Genomic DNA, 16,064 nt, shown 5'->3' with positions numbered 1-16,064 from the left:
ATGCGGGCCAAGACACGCCCCGACAGCCTGGCCGAGCAGATCTACGCCCAGCTCAAGGCGGATATCTTCGACTTCCGCCTGCTGCCGGGCGATCGTTTCAGCGAAGGCGAGGTGGCCGAACGCATGCACGCCAGCCGCACGCCGGTGCGTCAGGCGCTGTATCGCTTGGAACGGGAAGGGTATCTGGAGGTGTATTTTCGCAGCGGCTGGCAGGTGAAACCGTTCGATTTCGCCTACTTCGAAGAGCTCTACGACGTGCGCATCGTGTTGGAACTGGCGGCTGTCGGCCGGTTATGTGCGATGGACGAACCGAACCCGATGCTGCAGGCGTTGCAGGCCACCTGGCAGGTGCAGGAGGGCGAGCGCCTGGAGGACGCCCAGGCCGTATCGGCGCTGGATGAGCGTTTTCATTGCGCGTTGGTGGAAGCCACCGGCAACCGTGAAATGGCGCGCATGCACTACGCCATCACGGAGCAGATCCGCATCATCCGGCGGCTCGACTTTACCCAGGCGCCCCGCATTGCTGCGACGTACGAAGAGCATGGGCAAATACTTGCGGCCATCGTGCAACGCCAGGCTGACCAGGCGCAGCACCTGCTGAAACGGCATATCGAACTGAGCAAGCAGGCGGTGCGCGAGATCACGTTGCACCGGTTGCATACGGCCCGGCAGGTGGAGGCGCAGATTTCCTGATGCCCTGAGCTTCTGTGGTGAGCGGGCTTGTTGTGGTGAGCGGGCTTGCCCCGCGCTGGGCTGCGAAGCAGCCCCAATCAGGCTCCCTGTGTTCTGTCAGGTAAACCGCAGCGCCTGGTTTTGGGTCTGCTTCGCAGCCCAGCGCGGGGCAAGCCCGCTCACCACAGGTTACGAGTAGTCCTCAGATCACGTGGGGTGTGGAGGTGCACTCTCGAATGCGTTATTGGGTGAGCCTGCGCAAGCTTATTGTGGTGAGCGGGCTTGCCCCGCGCCGGGCTGCGCAACAGCCCCAATCAGGCTCCCTGTGTTCTGTCAGGTAAACCGCAGCGCCTGGTTTTGGGTCTGCTGCGCAGCCCAACGCGGGGCAAGCCCGCTCACCACAGGTTACGAGTAGTCCTCAGATCACGTGGGGCGTGGAGGTGCACTCTCGAATGCGTTATTGGGTGAGCCTGCGCAAGCTTATTGTGATGAGCGGGCTTGCTGTGGTGAGCGGGCAAGCTCGCTCACCACGGGTTACTGGGCCTGGCGTGAAAGCCTTTGCAGCTTTGCGATGACCGCCTGGGTTGCCCGCTGCATCGGCGCCCGCAACTCACTCTCGATCAAACCCTCCAGCGCCAGTGCGGCTTTCACCGGCGCCGGGTTGGGCTCCATGAACAGCGTGTTGATCAACGGCACCAAGCCAAGGAACGTCGCCCGCGCCTCAGCCAACTGGTTATCCCGTACCTGTTGCCACAGCGCTACAAACTGTTCAGTGCACACATGGGCCGACGCGGCAATCGCGCCGCTGGCGCCCAGGCACAGCGCATTGAAGATCTGCAGGTCCTCGCCACACAACACATCCACCTCACCGCTGGCCAGCATCGCAAGGGTATTGCCCAGGTTGCCGCCGCAGTCCTTGATCGCCACGATCTGCGGGTGCGCGACGATGTTCAGCAAGGTCGCCTGCTCGAAGGTCACGCCGGTACGGTAGGGAATGTCGTAGAGAATGATCGGCACGCTGGACGCATCGGCCACCGTGCGAAAGAACGCTTCAAGGCCGGCCTGGGAAGGGCGGATGTAACTCGGTGCCGGCACCAGCAAACCTGCCAGCGGGCGCTTGAGGACCTCGACCTGGAATTGCAGCAATTCAATCTGGTTATTGCCCGCCAGGCCCATCACCACACGGTGGGCGGGCACCTGTTGCAATACCGCATCCAGCACGGCCAGTTGTTCCTGGCGGCTGAGCGATGCGGCTTCGCCGGTGGTGGTGCACACCATGATCCCGGCCACGTGCTTGTCCAGCAGGTGGCTGACCAGGCGGTGCAGGCCGACAAAATCGATGGCGCCATCCTGGAACGGCGTGACCACGGGAACCCAGATACCTTGAAACGATGACATGCACTTTCTCCTGATGATTGACCGTTTGAGTCACCGTCAGAAAGGCATGGGCAATTGTGCAAGGGGGGAGGGAGTCCGCGCTCAATGTCCTGTCAGCTCATCTGACGGGACAGCGCGCCCCGGTCACATGAGCGACTGTTTCTTCGATTTGAGGGCGTGCGCCACGCAACCTTGCGCCTTGGCAATCAAGCCAATGACGGAAAGGTTAACCACTGAGGTTGCGGACATAAGCTGACACACCCATGAAGACTGGGGCTATCTTCATGGAATATTACGAGGTGTGTCAACTTCCCCCGTGGCTTGAATGCACCGGTGCAGGTGGCTCAGCCTTTTATCGCGGTTTCAATCGCCGCAATGTCGATTTTGGTCATGGTCATCATCGCGTCGAAAGCACGTTTGGCTATTGTCGGGTCAGGGTTGGCCACCGCATCGGTCAACACCCGAGGCGTGATTTGCCACGACAATCCCCATTTATCCTTGCACCAACCGCAGGCGCTGGCCTGGCCGCCGTTGTCGATAATGGCGTTCCAGTAGCGATCGGTTTCGGCCTGGTCATCGGTGGCGACCTGGAAGGAAAACGCTTCGCTGTGGGGGAATATCGGGCCGCCATTGAGGCCGATGCACGGGATGCCCATCACGGTGAATTCCACCGTGAGCACATCGCCCTGTTTGCCGGACGGGTAGTCACCGGGGGCCAGGTGCACGGCGTCGAGCGTGCTGTCGGGGAAGGTGCTGGCGTAGAAGCGCGCAGCCTCCTCGGCGGTGCCGTTGTACCAGAGGCAGAGGGTGTTCTTGGGTTTCATGATCGGTCTCCACGGACAATGGGTCCATGGAGTTTAGACGGCCAACTGCCGTTCGATCGCCGCCTTGTCGATCACCGACCAGACCTGGGCGATTTTGCCGTCGACGAACGTGTAGAAAACGTTCTCCGAGAACGCCACCTTGCGACCATTGATCGCCAGCTCGAAAAACTCGCCCCGGGGCGTGACATTGAAGTTCAGCCGGCTGGCGACGGTGGGCGGATCGGCGATCAGCAACTGGATGTGGAACACCAGGTCGGGGATCTCGCGAAAGTCGCGCTCCAGCATGGCGCGGTAGCCCTCCAGGCCGACTACCTTGGCGTTATAGGCCACGTCAGGGTGGACGAAGTCGCCCAGGCGGTTCCAATCCTGCCGGTTGAGGCAATCGATGTAGCCGAGGTAAAGGTCGGCAAGTTGGTTGCGGGTCATGTTTTTTCCTCAAGTCCTGCGCGCGGTCAACAACACCGTCGCCGCCGCCGACAACAACCCCGCACAGCAGCGATTGAATATCCGCTTGCCACGCGGCTCGGCAAACCAGCGACGCATGTGCAGGCCCATATAGGCGTAGAGGCTGATGGCGATCCATTCCAACACCAGGAACAGCGCGCCCAGCACGGCGAATTGCGGCGTGATCGGCTGGCCTGGCACCACGAACTGCGGAAGGAACGCGGTGAAGATCAGGATCGCCTTCGGGTTGCCCGCCGCCACCAGGAACTCCTGTCGCGCCAGTGCCCATAGGCTCACCTTGGCGGTTACCGATTCCGCCTCCGACTGGGGATTTGCGCGCCACAGTTGAAACGCCAGATACAACAGATACGCCGCGCCCAGGATCTTGATCGCGTAGAACAACAGTTCCGAGGTTTGCAACACCACCGCCAACCCCGCAGAGGCGAGGGCGATCATGCCGGCAAAGGCCAGCATGCGACCGATACCGGCCAGGCAGGAGGTGCGGTAGCCATAGCGGGTGGAGTTGCTCACGGACAACAAGTTATTGGGGCCGGGCGCCATGTTCAGGGCGAAGCAGGCGGGGAGGAACAGGGCGAGGGTGGCGAGGTCCATGGCGGCTCCGGTTTGGGACGGACGGGGAGCGTCGAGGATAAGGGGAGTGGAGGTGGTTGGACAATGTGCGCGTTGGCGGCGAAAAGATGCCAGTGCGCGTTGAGCAGGTTGGATTTAAAGAGAAGCGGGTGCCAGATCGATTCCGGTCAGGGGGATGTAGTTTTCCATTTGCTTGAGTCTGGCTTGATACCTCTATGCTTGGACGGAGCGCTTTCGGCCAAAAGCGGACTGTAGACAGATAGCTGCTGGCATTCCTACGCTGGCATTCTAGTAATCACACAACGCTAAAAAGGAATATTCATGTTGGTCATTCAAATTGATCGGGATAGCGTGCATGCAGGGGATGATCTGGAAAGTTGTAGGACATCAATCAGGCTTGATCCAGCAGTAACACTGCGCACTTTGTTCGAAGCGATCCAAGGTATGGGTTACCTGCCTGGCATCAGTGGAGGCAAGGCGACGTGGATTATTTGTTCGTCTGGCAAACATATAGGTGTTTTAGCTCAGCAATGGCCAGAAACTAAATTGTTAATCCCCGCCGAGAGCTCCCTGAGTCAGTATTTTGGGGATACCGAACCTAGCCTTCTGTTCAGATATTGGTGCCAGGCAGATCCAGACCATGTCTTTTCACACATCAAAGCTGGAAATGAACCGCCGTCTCGATTTTAGGACTGGCGGGGGCTGAATCGCCCCTGCTTCTGTAGACGCCTTCGAGCTTCAAGGAAGCGCTGCTAAGCCTGTGAAACTGTCCGCTTCTGGCCGAAACTTGCCGATGAGTTTCCCTATCGCCCATCGTCAGGCTGCTGGAGCCTAGCTTGATAAGTCCGCATCCAGTGAGGCAGCTTTCGATCCTGCCCGGGCGTTACCTGCCTTCCGATCGACGATACTGAAAATCTGCCGCTCAGCAGAGGCACCAAGCTCTTCGAAGACAAGCTCCCCTTTAGTCGCTGGTTTTTTGCAGGCATTCCAGGCGTTCAGCAAATAGTTCATTTGCATCCAACCCTCAAAAGACAGCTTCACAGTGGCCACCATCGATTGCTATGTCATCGCTCTCGAATTCGCCTGCGCCACTGCGGGCCAGTCAAGCCACCTGGTTCGCAAACCTGCCCACCGCGTCGACCACCCGCTTGGCGCCGTCCTGAATTTCCACAATGACCTGGCCTGCCTGCGTGGCGAGTTCAAGACCTTGCTCTGCCTGGGACTTGCTGTTGGCCATTTCTGCTACGGTCTCATCCACCAGTTTCTGGTTCTGCAGCACCACCGAGGCGATTTCTTCCGTCGCCGTGCTGGTGCGTCCGGCCAGTTGCCGCACTTCATCAGCCACCACCGCAAAGCCGCGACCTTGCTCGCCTGCACGGGCGGCTTCAATCGCGGCATTCAATGCCAGCAGGTTGGTTTGCTGGGCAATGCTGCTGATGGTCTGAATGATCGAACTGATCAGCAGTGACTGTTTTCCGAGGGCTTCGACTCCGCCGGCGGCCGCCTGCATATCAGCGGCGATTTTATGCATGGTATGCATCGTGTCGTTGACCACCACGGCTCCGCGCTCGGCACTGACATCGGTCTGCCGGGAAATTTCAAATGCGGTTTGCGCCGCGCCACTGACTTCCTGTTCCCGGGCAACCTGGTCGGAGACCACCGTGGCGAACTTGACCACCTTGCACAGTGTGCCTTCAGTGTCATACACCGGGTTGTAGGTTGCTTCCAGCCACACGGTCTGGCCGCGGCTGTCAACGCGTTCAAATCGGCCGGCTACAAACTCGCCCCTGTTCAGGGTTGCCCAGAAATCCTTGTAGTGCTGGGACGAGGTTTCCTCCGGCTTGCAGAAAATCCGGTGGTGGCTGCCTTTGGCTTGTTCCAGGCTGTAGCCCATGGCGTGCAGGAACTGTTCATTGGCGGTGATGACATGCCCGGAGAGGTCGAACTCGATCACCGCCGTCGAGCGCAGCAATGCCTGGATGAAAGAAGTGTTTTCCGAGGCTTTTTCTACCCGGGCGGTAATGTTCGTTGCATAGCAGGTGACATGACTCAACTGGCCGCTCGCATCCGTGATCGGCTGCCAATGTGCATGCAGCCATATCAATGAGCCGTCGGCATGCAGGTAGCGGTAATCGTCGGTAATGGACTTGCCAGCGGCGACCGCCGCTCGGAAATTATGAAAGCAGGGCAGCTTGGAGACGTACTGCGGGACGATCTCGGCCATGGCACGGCCTCGAAGTTGCTCCGGGGTGTAGCCCAACGACTTGGCAAAGTTGTCGTTGCATGCGGTGATCTTGAATGTCGAGTCGATACTCAACGTCAGCATTTCACGGTTCAGGCCATCGCGCAGTTGGCGCAGTTCCAACAGCTCGGCTGCCTGGGCGTGAAGCTGGTTCTTGGCTTTTGTATTGAACATGGGAAACCGCCTCCTTGGGTTACATCCAGCCTATCGGCACGTCATTCTGCAAATTTAGACCGTTCGACGCGTAACGCTTCACCAGGCAGGTGGGGTTCCCGCTGATGTGTTGCGGTCCGCCGCATGTACCGCGCCGGCGGCGAGCCCAGAGTCTTGCGAAACATACTGATGAACGAACTGACCGACTCGTACCCGAGGGCTTCGGCGGTGCGTTGCACGGATTCGCCCTCGGCCAGGCTCTGCAAGGCCACGATGATTTGCCATTGCTTGCGCCATTGGCCAAAGGTTAGCCCAGTTTCGCTTTTAACCAAGCGCGCCAGGGAGCGCTCGCTCATGGCGACCTGGCGTGCCCATTGGGCCATGGTGCAGCGATTTGACGGGTCCTGGGCCAACCCCCGCGCGATGAAACGCAGCTGCGTTGTGCCCGGAAGCGGCAGGTACAGCTGTTCCGAGGGGGCCAGTTCCAACTGTTCGAGGAGCACGCTCGCCACGCGTGCATTGGCAGACGCCGGCGGATAGTCCTGGGCTTGGGCGCTCAGATGCAGGATCAATTCCAGGACCAGCGGTGACAGCACCAGCGTGCAGCATGTGTGCGGTAGCGCGGCCGCACCGGGCTCGACGAACAGATAGCCGATCTTGCCGTTGGCGGTCACGCGGTTGCTGTGGGCAATACCGCCCGGAATCCATACGCCGAACCCCGACGGCACCATCCACACGCCATCCTCTACGGTGCATACGATGCCGCCGTGATACGCCACCACCAGTTGGCCTTTGCGGTGGGTATGGACGGGGAATTCGGTGTCGTTTCCCTGGCTCCCCAGCATCAACGCCACTGCGGGCTGGTCGAAACTGTCCAGTTCGAATTGATCCACCCCGTAGAGATGTGTCTCGTCCACGTCGCTCCACCTCGATTGTCTGAATTTGATTATATCTTGGCAGCATACTCAATATCGGCACGGCCTTGCAGTCCCTACCATCGTCAGCAAGGCCATTGCCGACTGCGAGATTCAACGATGCTGAGCGAAATCACGATTGCCCACCTCTACCTGCCGCCTTTCTTGCTCTACCTGGGCGTTACCGCCGTGGTTTACGCACTGCTGGAGCGGATCATGCGGCCCTGGCTGGACTGGGCCTGGCACCCGAGCATGGCGCGTTTCTGCATGTCGTTGATCGTTCTCTCGATCCTTGTGCTGAAGTTTTGAGGCGCGGGCGATGACGATCAAACACCTGCTCAAGACCCTCGTCACCCTGGTGCTCGGCTTGACCGCGCTGTTGTTGTGTACGCAGCTGTGGCGCGCCTATGAGTTGGCCCCCTGGACACGGGACGGGCGGGTCAGCGCGCAAGTCATCCGTATTGCCCCCGAAGTGTCCGGCCAGGTTGAACAACTGCTGGTCGAGGACAACCAGTGGGTCGCCAAGGGCGCTTTGCTGTACCAGATCGACCGCAGCGCCTATCTGCTGGCCCGGCAACAGCGAACGGCCGAGCTTGCCGAGGCGCGCAGCGTGCTCGAACAGCGCCGCTCACAGCTCAGCCGTCGCCAGCAACTCGGCGATGCCATTGCGCGGGAGGAGACCGACAATGCGGCCCGGGACCTGGCGGTGGCCAGGGCGCGGGTGGACGCGGCCCAGAGCCAGTTGGCCCACGCGCAGCTGGATCTGCAGCGCACGACGGTTCGTTCTCCGGTCGACGGGTATGTGACCCAGCTGCGGCTGCAGCCGGGTGACTACGCGGCGGCGGGCGATACCAATATCTTTGTGGTCGACAGCCATAGCTTCTGGGTCACCGCTTACTTCGAGGAGACCAAGCTGCCCGGTGTTCGCGTGGGGGCCGCGGCGTCCATCAAGCTCATGGGCTTTGCACCGCTGCTTGAAGGACATGTGGCGAGCCTCGGCAGAGGCATTGCCGACGGCAACGAGCTGCGCAGTAACAGCGGCCTGCCCCAGGTGGCTCCTACGTTCAGCTGGATACGCCTGGCCCAGCGTGTGCCGGTTCGGATTGAGCTGGATAAGGTGCCACCGGGCGTGGAGCTGGCGGCGGGGATGACTGCGAGTATCGAGGTCGCCGAGGCGGGGGCCGCCCCCCATTGGCGGCTTACCCAGTGGCTGCAGGATTTCATGTGATGGCCCGCGCACTGCGAATGCTCGGGGCATGGTCGCCCGAGACCTCGGGGTATGTGCTGCGCAGTCTTGCGGCGGCCACATTGGCCCTGTGGCTGGGCTTCCAATTGCACCTGGAGGCGCCGTTCTCGGCGGCTTCGACCGTGTTGCTGCTGATCCATCCGCTGCAGGGCGCGGTGGTCGGCAAGGGCTTCAATCGCGTACTGGGAACCTTGGTGGGGTTGCTCGCCGCCCTGGCCCTGACCGGCCTGTTCGCGCAAAAAATGCTGCTGTTCATCCTCGGGATCGGGGTGTGGCTCGGCCTTTGTGTCGGTGCCATGACCGTGCTTCGGCACTACCAGGCCACGGCGGCAGTGGTCGCAGGCTATACGGTTTGCCTTGCCCTGGGCCCGGCCATTGTCGCCCCGCAGCAAGGTTTCGAGCATATCGTGGCGCGGGGCACGGCCGTGGTCCTCGGGGTGTTGAGCCTGAGTCTGGTGGCGACGTTGTTCAGCCGCAAGACCGTCGAGTCCAAACTGAACAAGGCACTTGAGGACATCGCCGCCCGTACCTTGGGATTGCTGGCCTTGCGATTGGAGGGGGAGCAGGGCGCGCAACTGGCTATTGCGCAGGGCCAGTTGGCCATCGATGTGGGTAAGGTGGACGAGCTTCTCGGGATCGGCCGAGGTGAGTCCCGCCTGATCCGTTCCAGGCTCGCGACCCTGCAGGCAGGGCTTGCGTATGTGCACGGGGTGATCCTGGACGAGTCACCGCTCAACCACGGTGGCTTGACTTCCCTCGTTCGAATGGGCGCGCAACTGCAACAGCTGGCCGACGCAAAGCCGGGTTTTTCCGTGGCAGCCGAGCATGTCCGGGAGATGCAGCATCGCCTCGCCCAGGCCCATGAAAACCGTCAAAGCCAGCAGTGCTTGAGTGAACAACTGGCAGACCTGTACAGCGCCTTGCTGAGCTTTGCCTGCCTTGAGCGTGCGCCCCGGACGCCGGCCCGCGCCGTGGGGTTCCACCGCCATTACGGCGACGCGCTGCGCAACGGTCTACGTGCCCTTGTGGCCACGCTTGCAACCGCTGCGGTCTGGTACCTGACCGCCTGGGACCAGGGGCCAACCTTGCTGGCAGTGTTGGGCCCGTGCTGCACCTTGCTGGCCACCAGCCCGGCGCCCGCTCAAGGCATCGGCCGCTTCTTCGAGGGAACGCTGTACGGCATCGTAACGGCAGCGGCGTGCAAGTTCCTGGTGTTGCCCCATATCAGCGGGTTCGCGTTGCTCAGCATCGTGCTGATCGCCTTCTGGACCGTCGGCATTCATGCCACCACCCGGCCGCGCCACGCCTTGCAGGGCATTGCCTACCTGATCGCGTTCAACACCCTCGTCGGCACCGGCGGCACGGCCCAGTACGACTTCACTGACTTCGCCAATCAAGCGCTCGCCTGGCTGGTAGCGCTTGCCATCTGCCTGCTGGCCTTCCAGCTACTGCCGGGGAAATCTGCCCGCCATGTACACGTCCTGACCCAGGCGCTGCACAGGGACACCCGGCGCTTACTCCGGCACGGGCGCCGCATGGACCTGCTCAAGTGGCAGGCCCGGCAACAGCACCGATTGGTCGCCTTGCAGACCCTCTTGGGCGCTGGTCACCAACCGGCGGGCGGCGCCGGCTCTGTGTCCCTTCAATTGAGCCGCCGGCTGCTGACTTTGCAACGCCAGACACGGGAGCTGGAACCTGACTCAGCAATCGCCACGTGCGTGCAAAGGGGCGAGCGGCGTATTTCACGGTATGCCTCCACTCCCGCGATCGGCGCGGCTCAGGCACGTCGGACGTCGAGATCATTGACCCGGCTGGGGGCTCACGCTCTGGCGGCTGGCTACCAGGAGTTAGCCGGGCTGCTCGACACCTATTCAAGCATTACCAACGCGGATATCCGCATCCGTTCCAGTTCAAACAACCAAGGTGAGATGAAATGAAGCAACTCCTTATCTGGACGCTTTTCGGCATGATCGCGTCGACGCCATGGGCCGTGCAGGCATCGGACGGGGCTGAGGCGCTGGTGCGCTGGCAGCAGCAATTCAAGCAGGAGCAAAAACAGCAGGCTGAACGCCCGAGGGGGGATCAGGGCTCGAGGTCCAAGGCCGCAATGACCGGGAAAGAGGAAACCTGATCGGATAGCGGCCGGGGCAGGGACTTTCATCGGGCGAGGGCTTGATTGAACAGGTTTTGTAGAAGCCCCTCACTCCACCGCAGAGTCAGAAGCTCTCAAGACGCACGTGGATTCCCGCTCGTCCAGCCAGCTCAATAACGTCTTCCAGTCGATCCGCGTCAACAATGAAACCGTCGTAATTTTCACCTCCGGAGTCCAGGTGAAGAAACCGTTTACCGAACCGGGCGAGCCACTGATCAAAGAGGTTGGTTTCCTCGGGAGGAGGCATGGTAAAGCGTCCACCAAACAATCGATCCAAAATGCCCATGTCTGTCCCTGTATGAGTGTGAGGAAAACCATTGAGTCAAGCACAACTGCCGTTCAACAACTGTCCTTGGACGATCAAGGCAAGGACGCTGGAGTCACGGTGTACCAGCCCGACGGTGTTTTGGCACACACCTGGGGTCTCAGCGGCGTTTCTACGGTGGTGTCGGCCTGGGTGGAGAGCTGGCGAACGGCAATCACGCAGCCGGCCTTGAACGTGCTGATTTTCATCATTTGAAGTTCCATTTCATAGTCTTTACCCGGCTCGGGGATCAGCGTGACAGGCGCGGGAAAGCAGGATAGCTGCGAGCCCCCCATGGCGAACCCGGCAATAAAGGGTTTACCGGCCGGGATGACGTGTTCGTCAAACACCTTGGGCGAACGGTTGATGGCCTTGCTCGCCTTGCTGGCGGGCATGCCAATCACGCTGTTCTGGCGGTCTGTCGCCCGGAAAGGGTAGAGCCCTGCCGAGTCCACATGGGCTGTTTGCCATCCGGCTTCTTCGGGGGTTTTGGTCAGCAGGGACTCGTTGTAGAACATCTCGCAGGTCTGGCCACTGATAAAGCCGGCGTGGGTGGTGTCACCGGTGATCAGGCGGACACGCGCGGTAGTGGTCGGATCATATCGGCTGATTTGTGCTTCGTTGCGAACGTCGGTCTTGGTGGTGGCGCAGCCGATCAGTGTCAAGCTGACGGCCAGGGGAAACAGTAAACGCATGGGTAACCTTCATATCCTGTGAGGGTTGGAGGCCGCAACCATACTATGGCGGGGATATGTTCGCCCACTTGCGATACACGGGGGAAGGGTCAGGGAGGGGGCGTTCATGGCGGCTGTACATTGACGTAACATAGCCGCATAACACTCAGCCTCGGATGTTATCGGGAATGAAAATTGGCCCACTGGACGGGATGAAAATTGCCTATCACATCACCAGCTCACACGTTGCGTGCACTGTCGGAGCTCGATTACTACCACATTAGGTCGGTTCAGCTCCCCGTTGAAATCACCATGCTTGACGCGTGGAACATCACAACGGCTGAGCCGGGGCTGGCCATGCGGTTGGCTTTCCGAATAAGGGACGCAATTTCTTCGTTATTCGGTGTGAAGCGAATCGGCGGGTTCTCCGGCGTTGCGCGAAAAACGGTACACGCAGGCGAACACCTGGATTTCTTTCTGGTGGAGCACAGCGCCTCCGATATCCTGGTTCTTACCGAGCGTGACAGCCATCTGGATGTCATGATCTGCCTTTCGATAACAGATCGTGTGCTCACCTTCACATCATCGGTCGTCACGCATAACCTCTATGGACGCATCTACATGTTACCGGTAGGGCTCGCCCATAAAGTGATCGTCAGTAGTCATCTGCGCCGATTGAAGAGAAGCCTTGAAAGGCAGTAGAGGTTGCTTGTTCCGGTCGATCAGCGAACCCATACACGCGTCCATCAGCACCCATCCTGTCGCCCACTGACAGGGGCATGCACGGCCAGCAACTCAGCCACCCATTCGATAAACACGCGCAGCTTGAGGCTGATATGCCGGTTTGGCGGAAAGGCCACGTAAAGCGGCATCGGATCAAGGTGCCAGTCCTTGAACAAGGGCACTAATTCGCCCCGGTCCTCGAAGGCTTTCGACATGTAGCTGGGCAGCCACAGCACGCCAAGGCCCGCCAGGCCGGCGGCGAGGTAGGCATTGCCATCATCGACCGCCAGGGCGTAGCGGCCCTTGATCTGGAGACTTTCCTGGTGCTTGCGCATGGCATAGGGCAGGGGTTTGCCGGTGCGGGCCCACAGGAAGCCGACGATACGATGGTTGGCATCTTCCAGTTCCCGTGGGTGGGCGGGCGTACCTAAGCGTGCCAGGTAGCTCGGGGCGGCAAACACGCCGAGCGCCAGGTCGCCTACACGCCGGGCCATCAGGGATTGGTCGGTGAGTTCACCGCCGCGCACCACGCAATCGACGTTCTCATCGATCATATCGACGATACGATCGCTGACGCCCATGTCGATCTGGATGTCCGGGTAGCGGGCGTAAAACCCAGGCAACGCGGGGACGAGGATCATGCTGGCCAGTGGGCTCGGCACATCCACGCGCAGGCGGCCCCTGGGCAGGGTTGCCGCGCCGGACAGGCTGGTCTCGGCGTCGTCCATATCGGCCAGCAGCTGCAGCACGCGTTCGTAGTACACGGCACCGTCGGCCGTGACGTTGACTTTGCGTGTGGTGCGGTTAAGCAATTTGACCCGCAGGCGTGCCTCCAACTGCTGCACCAGTTGCGTAACGGTGGTCTTGCTCATGTGCAGGGTCTCGGCGGCCTTGGTGAAGCTGCCGGCCTCCACCACGCGAGCAAATGCCTGCATTGCATCAAAACGGTCCATTAAGGCCTCGGCGATCGATTGTTTGGGTTTCACAAACAGTGCTGGCTAAAGTTGCTGGTTTATCGTCCTGGCACAAGCCCCTAGAGTCTGCCCATCGTTAATTGCGGGTCAATCTCGACCCTTTGAAGGAGGCTTCCATGACGCAGCGCAATGTGGTTTTTCCGCCTGGACGCCAGGCGCTGTATGAGCGCAATCGCTATTCACCGGCCATTAAGTCCAATGGCTTTTTATTCGTGTCGGGGCAGGTCGGCAGCCATGCAGACGGCTCGCCCGAGCCCGATCTGGAGGATCAGGTCCGTCTGGCGTTCAACAACCTGAATGCGATCCTGGGGTCTGCCGGCTGCACCTTTGACGATGTGATCGACGTGACGGTGTTTATCGTCGATCCCGAATCCAGGTTCGAGACGATCTGGAAGGTGGTGCCGGAGTTCTGGGGCGAGGCGCCGCACCCGACGCTGACTGGCGTGGGGGTTACGTGGCTGTATGGGTACCAGTTCGAGATCAAGGTGATTGCCAGGCTTCCTTTGTAATCCGTGCTGGCACCTCCACCTCAGCAAGCACGGCTAGGCGCAGGCTGTCGGTATAGTCGATCCTATCGTCCAACGCCTATCCCGGAGCTTGCAACCCGTGTCTGACTTGCCAGGCAACGCCGCCTACACACAGCGCTTCGACGCCGTACTCGCCTATATCGACGCGAATCTTGAAGGTGACTTGTCGGTGAAGGCGCTGAGCGAGGTGGCGCATTTTTCGGTGTTTCACTTCCATCGGCAATTCACCGCGTTCATGGGCATGCCGGTTGCGCGCTATGTGCAACTGATGCGCCTGCGCCACGCGGCACATGACTTGTCTTCCCGCGCTGATTATTCGGTGCTTGAGGCGGCGCTGGGGGCTGGCTTCGAAAGTCCTGAAGCCTTTGCCAGGGCGTTCAGGCGAGCGTTCGGCATGGCGCCGAGCGCATTCCGGAAACGACCGGATTGGCAGCTCTGGCGCGGGGTATTCAGCGTCCCTTACTTTTCCAGGAGCATCATCATGCAGGTACGAATTGTGGAGTTTCCTGCGGTCAAGGTGGCCGCATTCGAGCACCGCGGCGCCCCAGGGCGCGTGAATGAAAGCGTGCAGACATTCATTGCGTGGCGCATGCACAGCGGGCAGTCGCCGGTGGCTTCAAGTCGCAGCTTCGGTATTCCCTTCGACAATCCTGATACGACCCCGGCCGATGAGTTCCGGTTTGCCATTTGCGGCGAGATTCACCAGGCGCTGGCCGCGAATGAGTTCGGCGTCACTGAACGCGTCATCCCCGGCGGGCGCTGTGTGGTGGTGCGTCACGTGGGTTCGCCGGATCACATCGCAGAGTCGATCTATCCGATCTACCGCGACTGGCTGCCTGGCAGCGGCGAGGAGCTTCGGGACCAGCCGTTGTTTTTCGAATACCTGAGCATTTTCCCCGAGACACCGCAGGATCAATGGCAGACCGATATTTATGTGCCGTTGCAATAGCGGCGCTCGCCAGCCTGTGGGAGCGCAACTGCGCTTCCACGCCTGGTGTTGCGGCCAGCTACGGCTGAGCGGTCCACACCGCCAGTTCATAACCATCCGGGTCAATGAAGTGAAACCTGCTGCCACCGGGGAACGAAAAGGTCTCGCGGCTGATCACGGCGCCTGCGGATTTGAGCCGCTGCTGCGTGCCTTCAAGATCATCCGCGTACAGGATCACCAGCGGGCCACCCGGTCGAACGGGTTCTGCGGTAGTGAACCCGCCGGTCAGCCTGCCATCGCTGAACTCGGTGTAGGTGGGGCCGTAGTCGACGAATGTCCAGCCGAACACTGCGCCGTAGAAGGCTTTGCTGCGGGCGATATCGCCCACGTTGAACTCGATATTGTCGATCTGTCGGTCTAGACCGCGAACGCTCATGGTTGCCTCCTTGGCGGATGGTTGAGGGGCGAGTGTAGCGGTTTACACCCGGGACTGGGTTACCATGCCGGCGCGAAATTCCCGCCGAACCCTCTGGCCACTTATGTCCTCCAACGCGCTGTACACCGACCTGTCCATCTACTACGACCTGATGTGCGCCGACATCGACTACCGCGCGCAGAGCCACAGCGTGCGCCGCCTGCACCAGTTGTTCGGCAATGACGGGCGCCGCCATCTGGACCTTGCCTGCGGCACCGGGCCCCATGTGCGCCACTTCCTCGACTTCGGCTACCGCAGCACCGGCCTGGACATCAGCCAACCGATGCTGGACCTCGCCCAACTGCGCTGCCCCGAGGCACGGTTCAGCCGCCAGGACATGGCCGGTTTCCAGGTGGACGAACCGCAAGACCTGATCACCTGCTTCCTGTACTCGACCCACTACAACCCCGGGCTCGCGCAACTGCGCGCCTGCCTCGCCAGCGTGCACGGCGCACTCGCCGACAACGGCGTGTTCTGCTTCAACGCGGTGGACAAACTGCATATCGACAACCGCTTGCTGGTACGCCATAGCGTGGAGTTTGAAGGCAGTCATTTCACCTTCGGCTCCGGCTGGCATTACCGCGGAGAAGGGGAGCAACAGGCACTGCGCCTGAGTATCGAGAAGACCACGGCGGGGGTGACCCAGGCCTGGCAGGATGAGCACACCATGGTGGCGTTGAGCTTCACGGAGTTGCAGGGGCTGTTACAGCCGTACTTTGAGGTGCAGGTGTTCGAGCATGACTATGAGCGGATCACGCCCTGGGCGGGCGTGACCGGCAATGCGTTGTTTGTGTGTGTGAAGCGGTAATGAACTGCCAGGCGGCCCTGATGCTGACGCGCTGGA

At 60.7% G+C, this 16,064-nt stretch carries 20 protein-coding genes and 2 pseudogenes; 10 read left to right on the top strand and 12 right to left on the bottom strand.

The features are described 5' to 3' along the window. Complete coding sequence (locus BB029_RS28295) at nucleotides 1-693, top strand: GntR family transcriptional regulator (RefSeq protein ID WP_065941731.1); 693 nt, start codon at nucleotides 1-3, stop codon at nucleotides 691-693. A gap of 513 nt (nucleotides 694-1,206) precedes the next feature. Here the strand turns inward: BB029_RS28295 and dapA are convergent. From dapA to BB029_RS28270, 4 genes are all read right to left on the bottom strand, one after another. Then, a complete protein-coding gene (dapA, locus tag BB029_RS28290; protein ID WP_065941730.1) occupies nucleotides 1,207-2,070 on the bottom strand; it encodes a 4-hydroxy-tetrahydrodipicolinate synthase in 864 nt (287 codons plus the stop codon). A gap of 323 nt (nucleotides 2,071-2,393) precedes the next feature. Beyond that, nucleotides 2,394-2,873, bottom strand: a complete 480-nt coding sequence (locus BB029_RS28280; protein WP_065941728.1) for a VOC family protein — start codon at nucleotides 2,871-2,873, stop codon at nucleotides 2,394-2,396. 33 nt (nucleotides 2,874-2,906) lie between these two features. Beyond that, nucleotides 2,907-3,299: an ester cyclase gene (locus BB029_RS28275; protein ID WP_065941727.1), complete on the bottom strand. Its 393-nt coding sequence runs from the start codon at nucleotides 3,297-3,299 to the stop codon at nucleotides 2,907-2,909. Between the two features lie 9 nt (nucleotides 3,300-3,308). After that, a complete protein-coding gene (locus BB029_RS28270; RefSeq protein WP_065941726.1) occupies nucleotides 3,309-3,929 on the bottom strand; it encodes a LysE family translocator in 621 nt (206 codons plus the stop codon). A 300-nt stretch (nucleotides 3,930-4,229) separates the two neighbouring features. Between BB029_RS28270 and BB029_RS32585 the strand changes: the two genes are divergently transcribed. Then, on the top strand, nucleotides 4,230-4,598 hold the full coding sequence (locus tag BB029_RS32585; protein WP_083236505.1) for a hypothetical protein: 369 nt from the start codon (nucleotides 4,230-4,232) through the stop codon (nucleotides 4,596-4,598). 141 nt (nucleotides 4,599-4,739) lie between these two features. Here the strand turns inward: BB029_RS32585 and BB029_RS28265 are convergent, their stop codons facing one another. The 4 genes and pseudogenes from BB029_RS28265 to BB029_RS28255 all read right to left on the bottom strand — a co-directional run bounded on the left by BB029_RS28265 (nucleotide 4,740) and on the right by BB029_RS28255 (nucleotide 7,220). Beyond that, nucleotides 4,740-4,949 (bottom strand): hypothetical protein, encoded by a 210-nt coding sequence (locus BB029_RS28265; protein ID WP_141696597.1) that lies wholly within the window; start codon nucleotides 4,947-4,949, stop codon nucleotides 4,740-4,742. Between the two features lie 61 nt (nucleotides 4,950-5,010). Then, nucleotides 5,011-5,445 (bottom strand): annotated as a pseudogene (locus tag BB029_RS34425) (methyl-accepting chemotaxis protein); the annotation flags it as partial. A gap of 102 nt (nucleotides 5,446-5,547) precedes the next feature. Beyond that, nucleotides 5,548-6,234: pseudogene (locus tag BB029_RS34420) on the bottom strand (PAS domain-containing protein); the annotation flags it as partial. A gap of 131 nt (nucleotides 6,235-6,365) precedes the next feature. Beyond that, nucleotides 6,366-7,220 (bottom strand): helix-turn-helix domain-containing protein, encoded by an 855-nt coding sequence (locus tag BB029_RS28255; RefSeq protein ID WP_141696596.1) that lies wholly within the window; start codon nucleotides 7,218-7,220, stop codon nucleotides 6,366-6,368. Between the two features lie 117 nt (nucleotides 7,221-7,337). Here BB029_RS28255 and BB029_RS28250 point away from each other — a divergent pair, with 117 nt between their 5' ends. The 4 genes from BB029_RS28250 to BB029_RS28235 are packed head-to-tail and all read left to right on the top strand — an operon-like array spanning nucleotide 7,338 to nucleotide 10,594. Next, nucleotides 7,338-7,526 carry a DUF1656 domain-containing protein gene (locus BB029_RS28250; RefSeq protein WP_027608439.1) on the top strand — a complete coding sequence of 63 codons (189 nt, stop codon included), beginning with the start codon at nucleotides 7,338-7,340 and terminating at the stop codon, nucleotides 7,524-7,526. A 10-nt stretch (nucleotides 7,527-7,536) separates the two neighbouring features. Further along, the gene (locus BB029_RS28245) at nucleotides 7,537-8,445 is read left to right on the top strand and encodes an HlyD family secretion protein (RefSeq protein WP_065941723.1); all 909 of its coding nucleotides are present in this window, start codon (nucleotides 7,537-7,539) and stop codon (nucleotides 8,443-8,445) included. After that, complete coding sequence (locus BB029_RS28240) at nucleotides 8,445-10,400, top strand: FUSC family protein (protein ID WP_065941722.1); 1,956 nt, start codon at nucleotides 8,445-8,447, stop codon at nucleotides 10,398-10,400. The genes BB029_RS28245 and BB029_RS28240 overlap by 1 nt, the downstream gene beginning before the upstream one ends. Beyond that, the gene (locus BB029_RS28235; protein WP_065941721.1) at nucleotides 10,397-10,594 is read left to right on the top strand and encodes a hypothetical protein; all 198 of its coding nucleotides are present in this window, start codon (nucleotides 10,397-10,399) and stop codon (nucleotides 10,592-10,594) included. The genes BB029_RS28240 and BB029_RS28235 overlap by 4 nt, the downstream gene beginning before the upstream one ends. A gap of 85 nt (nucleotides 10,595-10,679) precedes the next feature. On the opposite strand, the gene BB029_RS28230 is transcribed toward BB029_RS28235, so the two are convergent. Beyond that, nucleotides 10,680-10,901 (bottom strand): hypothetical protein, encoded by a 222-nt coding sequence (locus BB029_RS28230; RefSeq protein WP_065941720.1) that lies wholly within the window; start codon nucleotides 10,899-10,901, stop codon nucleotides 10,680-10,682. A gap of 74 nt (nucleotides 10,902-10,975) precedes the next feature. After that, nucleotides 10,976-11,614, bottom strand: a complete 639-nt coding sequence (locus tag BB029_RS28225; RefSeq protein ID WP_065941719.1) for a hypothetical protein — start codon at nucleotides 11,612-11,614, stop codon at nucleotides 10,976-10,978. A 198-nt stretch (nucleotides 11,615-11,812) separates the two neighbouring features. Here BB029_RS28225 and BB029_RS28220 point away from each other — a divergent pair, with 198 nt between their 5' ends. Continuing rightward, a complete protein-coding gene (locus BB029_RS28220) occupies nucleotides 11,813-12,295 on the top strand; it encodes a DUF2867 domain-containing protein (protein WP_065941718.1) in 483 nt (160 codons plus the stop codon). Nucleotides 12,296-12,339: 44 nt separating this feature from the next. Here BB029_RS28220 and BB029_RS28215 read toward each other — a convergent pair whose 3' ends face one another. Continuing rightward, nucleotides 12,340-13,269, bottom strand: coding sequence for a LysR family transcriptional regulator (locus BB029_RS28215; RefSeq protein WP_065941782.1), 930 nt, complete (start codon nucleotides 13,267-13,269; stop codon nucleotides 12,340-12,342). A 137-nt stretch (nucleotides 13,270-13,406) separates the two neighbouring features. On the opposite strand from BB029_RS28215, the gene BB029_RS28210 reads away from it, so the two are divergent. Together BB029_RS28210 and BB029_RS28205 are read left to right on the top strand one after the other, a co-directional pair. Next, complete coding sequence (locus tag BB029_RS28210) at nucleotides 13,407-13,799, top strand: RidA family protein (RefSeq protein ID WP_065941717.1); 393 nt, start codon at nucleotides 13,407-13,409, stop codon at nucleotides 13,797-13,799. 97 nt (nucleotides 13,800-13,896) lie between these two features. Next, nucleotides 13,897-14,766: a GyrI-like domain-containing protein gene (locus tag BB029_RS28205; RefSeq protein WP_065941716.1), complete on the top strand. Its 870-nt coding sequence runs from the start codon at nucleotides 13,897-13,899 to the stop codon at nucleotides 14,764-14,766. 58 nt (nucleotides 14,767-14,824) lie between these two features. On the opposite strand, the gene BB029_RS28200 is transcribed toward BB029_RS28205, so the two are convergent. After that, entirely contained in the window at nucleotides 14,825-15,181 is a 357-nt protein-coding gene (locus BB029_RS28200) for a VOC family protein (RefSeq protein WP_065941715.1), read from the bottom strand. Nucleotides 15,182-15,284: 103 nt separating this feature from the next. Between BB029_RS28200 and BB029_RS28195 the strand changes: the two genes are divergently transcribed. Continuing rightward, nucleotides 15,285-16,028 carry a class I SAM-dependent methyltransferase gene (locus BB029_RS28195; protein WP_065941714.1) on the top strand — a complete coding sequence of 248 codons (744 nt, stop codon included), beginning with the start codon at nucleotides 15,285-15,287 and terminating at the stop codon, nucleotides 16,026-16,028. Nucleotides 16,029-16,064 lie beyond the last annotated feature (36 nt).

Source organism: Pseudomonas sp. S3E12 (genome assembly GCF_001702295.1).
GTDB classification, from domain to species: domain Bacteria; phylum Pseudomonadota; class Gammaproteobacteria; order Pseudomonadales; family Pseudomonadaceae; genus Aquipseudomonas; species Aquipseudomonas marginalis.
The sequence above is the reverse complement of the archived record's forward strand: the minus strand, read 5'-3'. Positions and strand labels throughout refer to the sequence as shown.

Bases quoted from the DNA above. Each gene is read 5' to 3' on its own strand.
- BB029_RS28295 (WP_065941731.1), top strand. From the start codon at position 1: ATGCGGGCCAAGACACGCCCCGACAGCCTGGCCGAGCAGATCTACGCC.
- BB029_RS28230 (WP_065941720.1), bottom strand. From the start codon at position 10,901: ATGGGCATTTTGGATCGATTGTTTGGTGGACGCTTTACCATGCCTCCT.
- BB029_RS28210 (WP_065941717.1), top strand. From the start codon at position 13,407: ATGACGCAGCGCAATGTGGTTTTTCCGCCTGGACGCCAGGCGCTGTAT.
- BB029_RS28280 (WP_065941728.1), bottom strand. From the start codon at position 2,873: ATGAAACCCAAGAACACCCTCTGCCTCTGGTACAACGGCACCGCCGAG.
- BB029_RS28195 (WP_065941714.1), top strand. From the start codon at position 15,285: ATGTCCTCCAACGCGCTGTACACCGACCTGTCCATCTACTACGACCTG.
- BB029_RS28225 (WP_065941719.1), bottom strand. From the start codon at position 11,614: ATGCGTTTACTGTTTCCCCTGGCCGTCAGCTTGACACTGATCGGCTGC.
- BB029_RS32585 (WP_083236505.1), top strand. From the start codon at position 4,230: ATGTTGGTCATTCAAATTGATCGGGATAGCGTGCATGCAGGGGATGAT.
- BB029_RS28215 (WP_065941782.1), bottom strand. From the start codon at position 13,269: ATGGACCGTTTTGATGCAATGCAGGCATTTGCTCGCGTGGTGGAGGCC.
- BB029_RS28270 (WP_065941726.1), bottom strand. From the start codon at position 3,929: ATGGACCTCGCCACCCTCGCCCTGTTCCTCCCCGCCTGCTTCGCCCTG.
- BB029_RS28275 (WP_065941727.1), bottom strand. From the start codon at position 3,299: ATGACCCGCAACCAACTTGCCGACCTTTACCTCGGCTACATCGATTGC.
- dapA (WP_065941730.1), bottom strand. From the start codon at position 2,070: ATGTCATCGTTTCAAGGTATCTGGGTTCCCGTGGTCACGCCGTTCCAG.
- BB029_RS28240 (WP_065941722.1), top strand. From the start codon at position 8,445: ATGGCCCGCGCACTGCGAATGCTCGGGGCATGGTCGCCCGAGACCTCG.
- BB029_RS28250 (WP_027608439.1), top strand. From the start codon at position 7,338: ATGCTGAGCGAAATCACGATTGCCCACCTCTACCTGCCGCCTTTCTTG.
- BB029_RS28200 (WP_065941715.1), bottom strand. From the start codon at position 15,181: ATGAGCGTTCGCGGTCTAGACCGACAGATCGACAATATCGAGTTCAAC.
- BB029_RS28245 (WP_065941723.1), top strand. From the start codon at position 7,537: ATGACGATCAAACACCTGCTCAAGACCCTCGTCACCCTGGTGCTCGGC.
- BB029_RS28235 (WP_065941721.1), top strand. From the start codon at position 10,397: ATGAAGCAACTCCTTATCTGGACGCTTTTCGGCATGATCGCGTCGACG.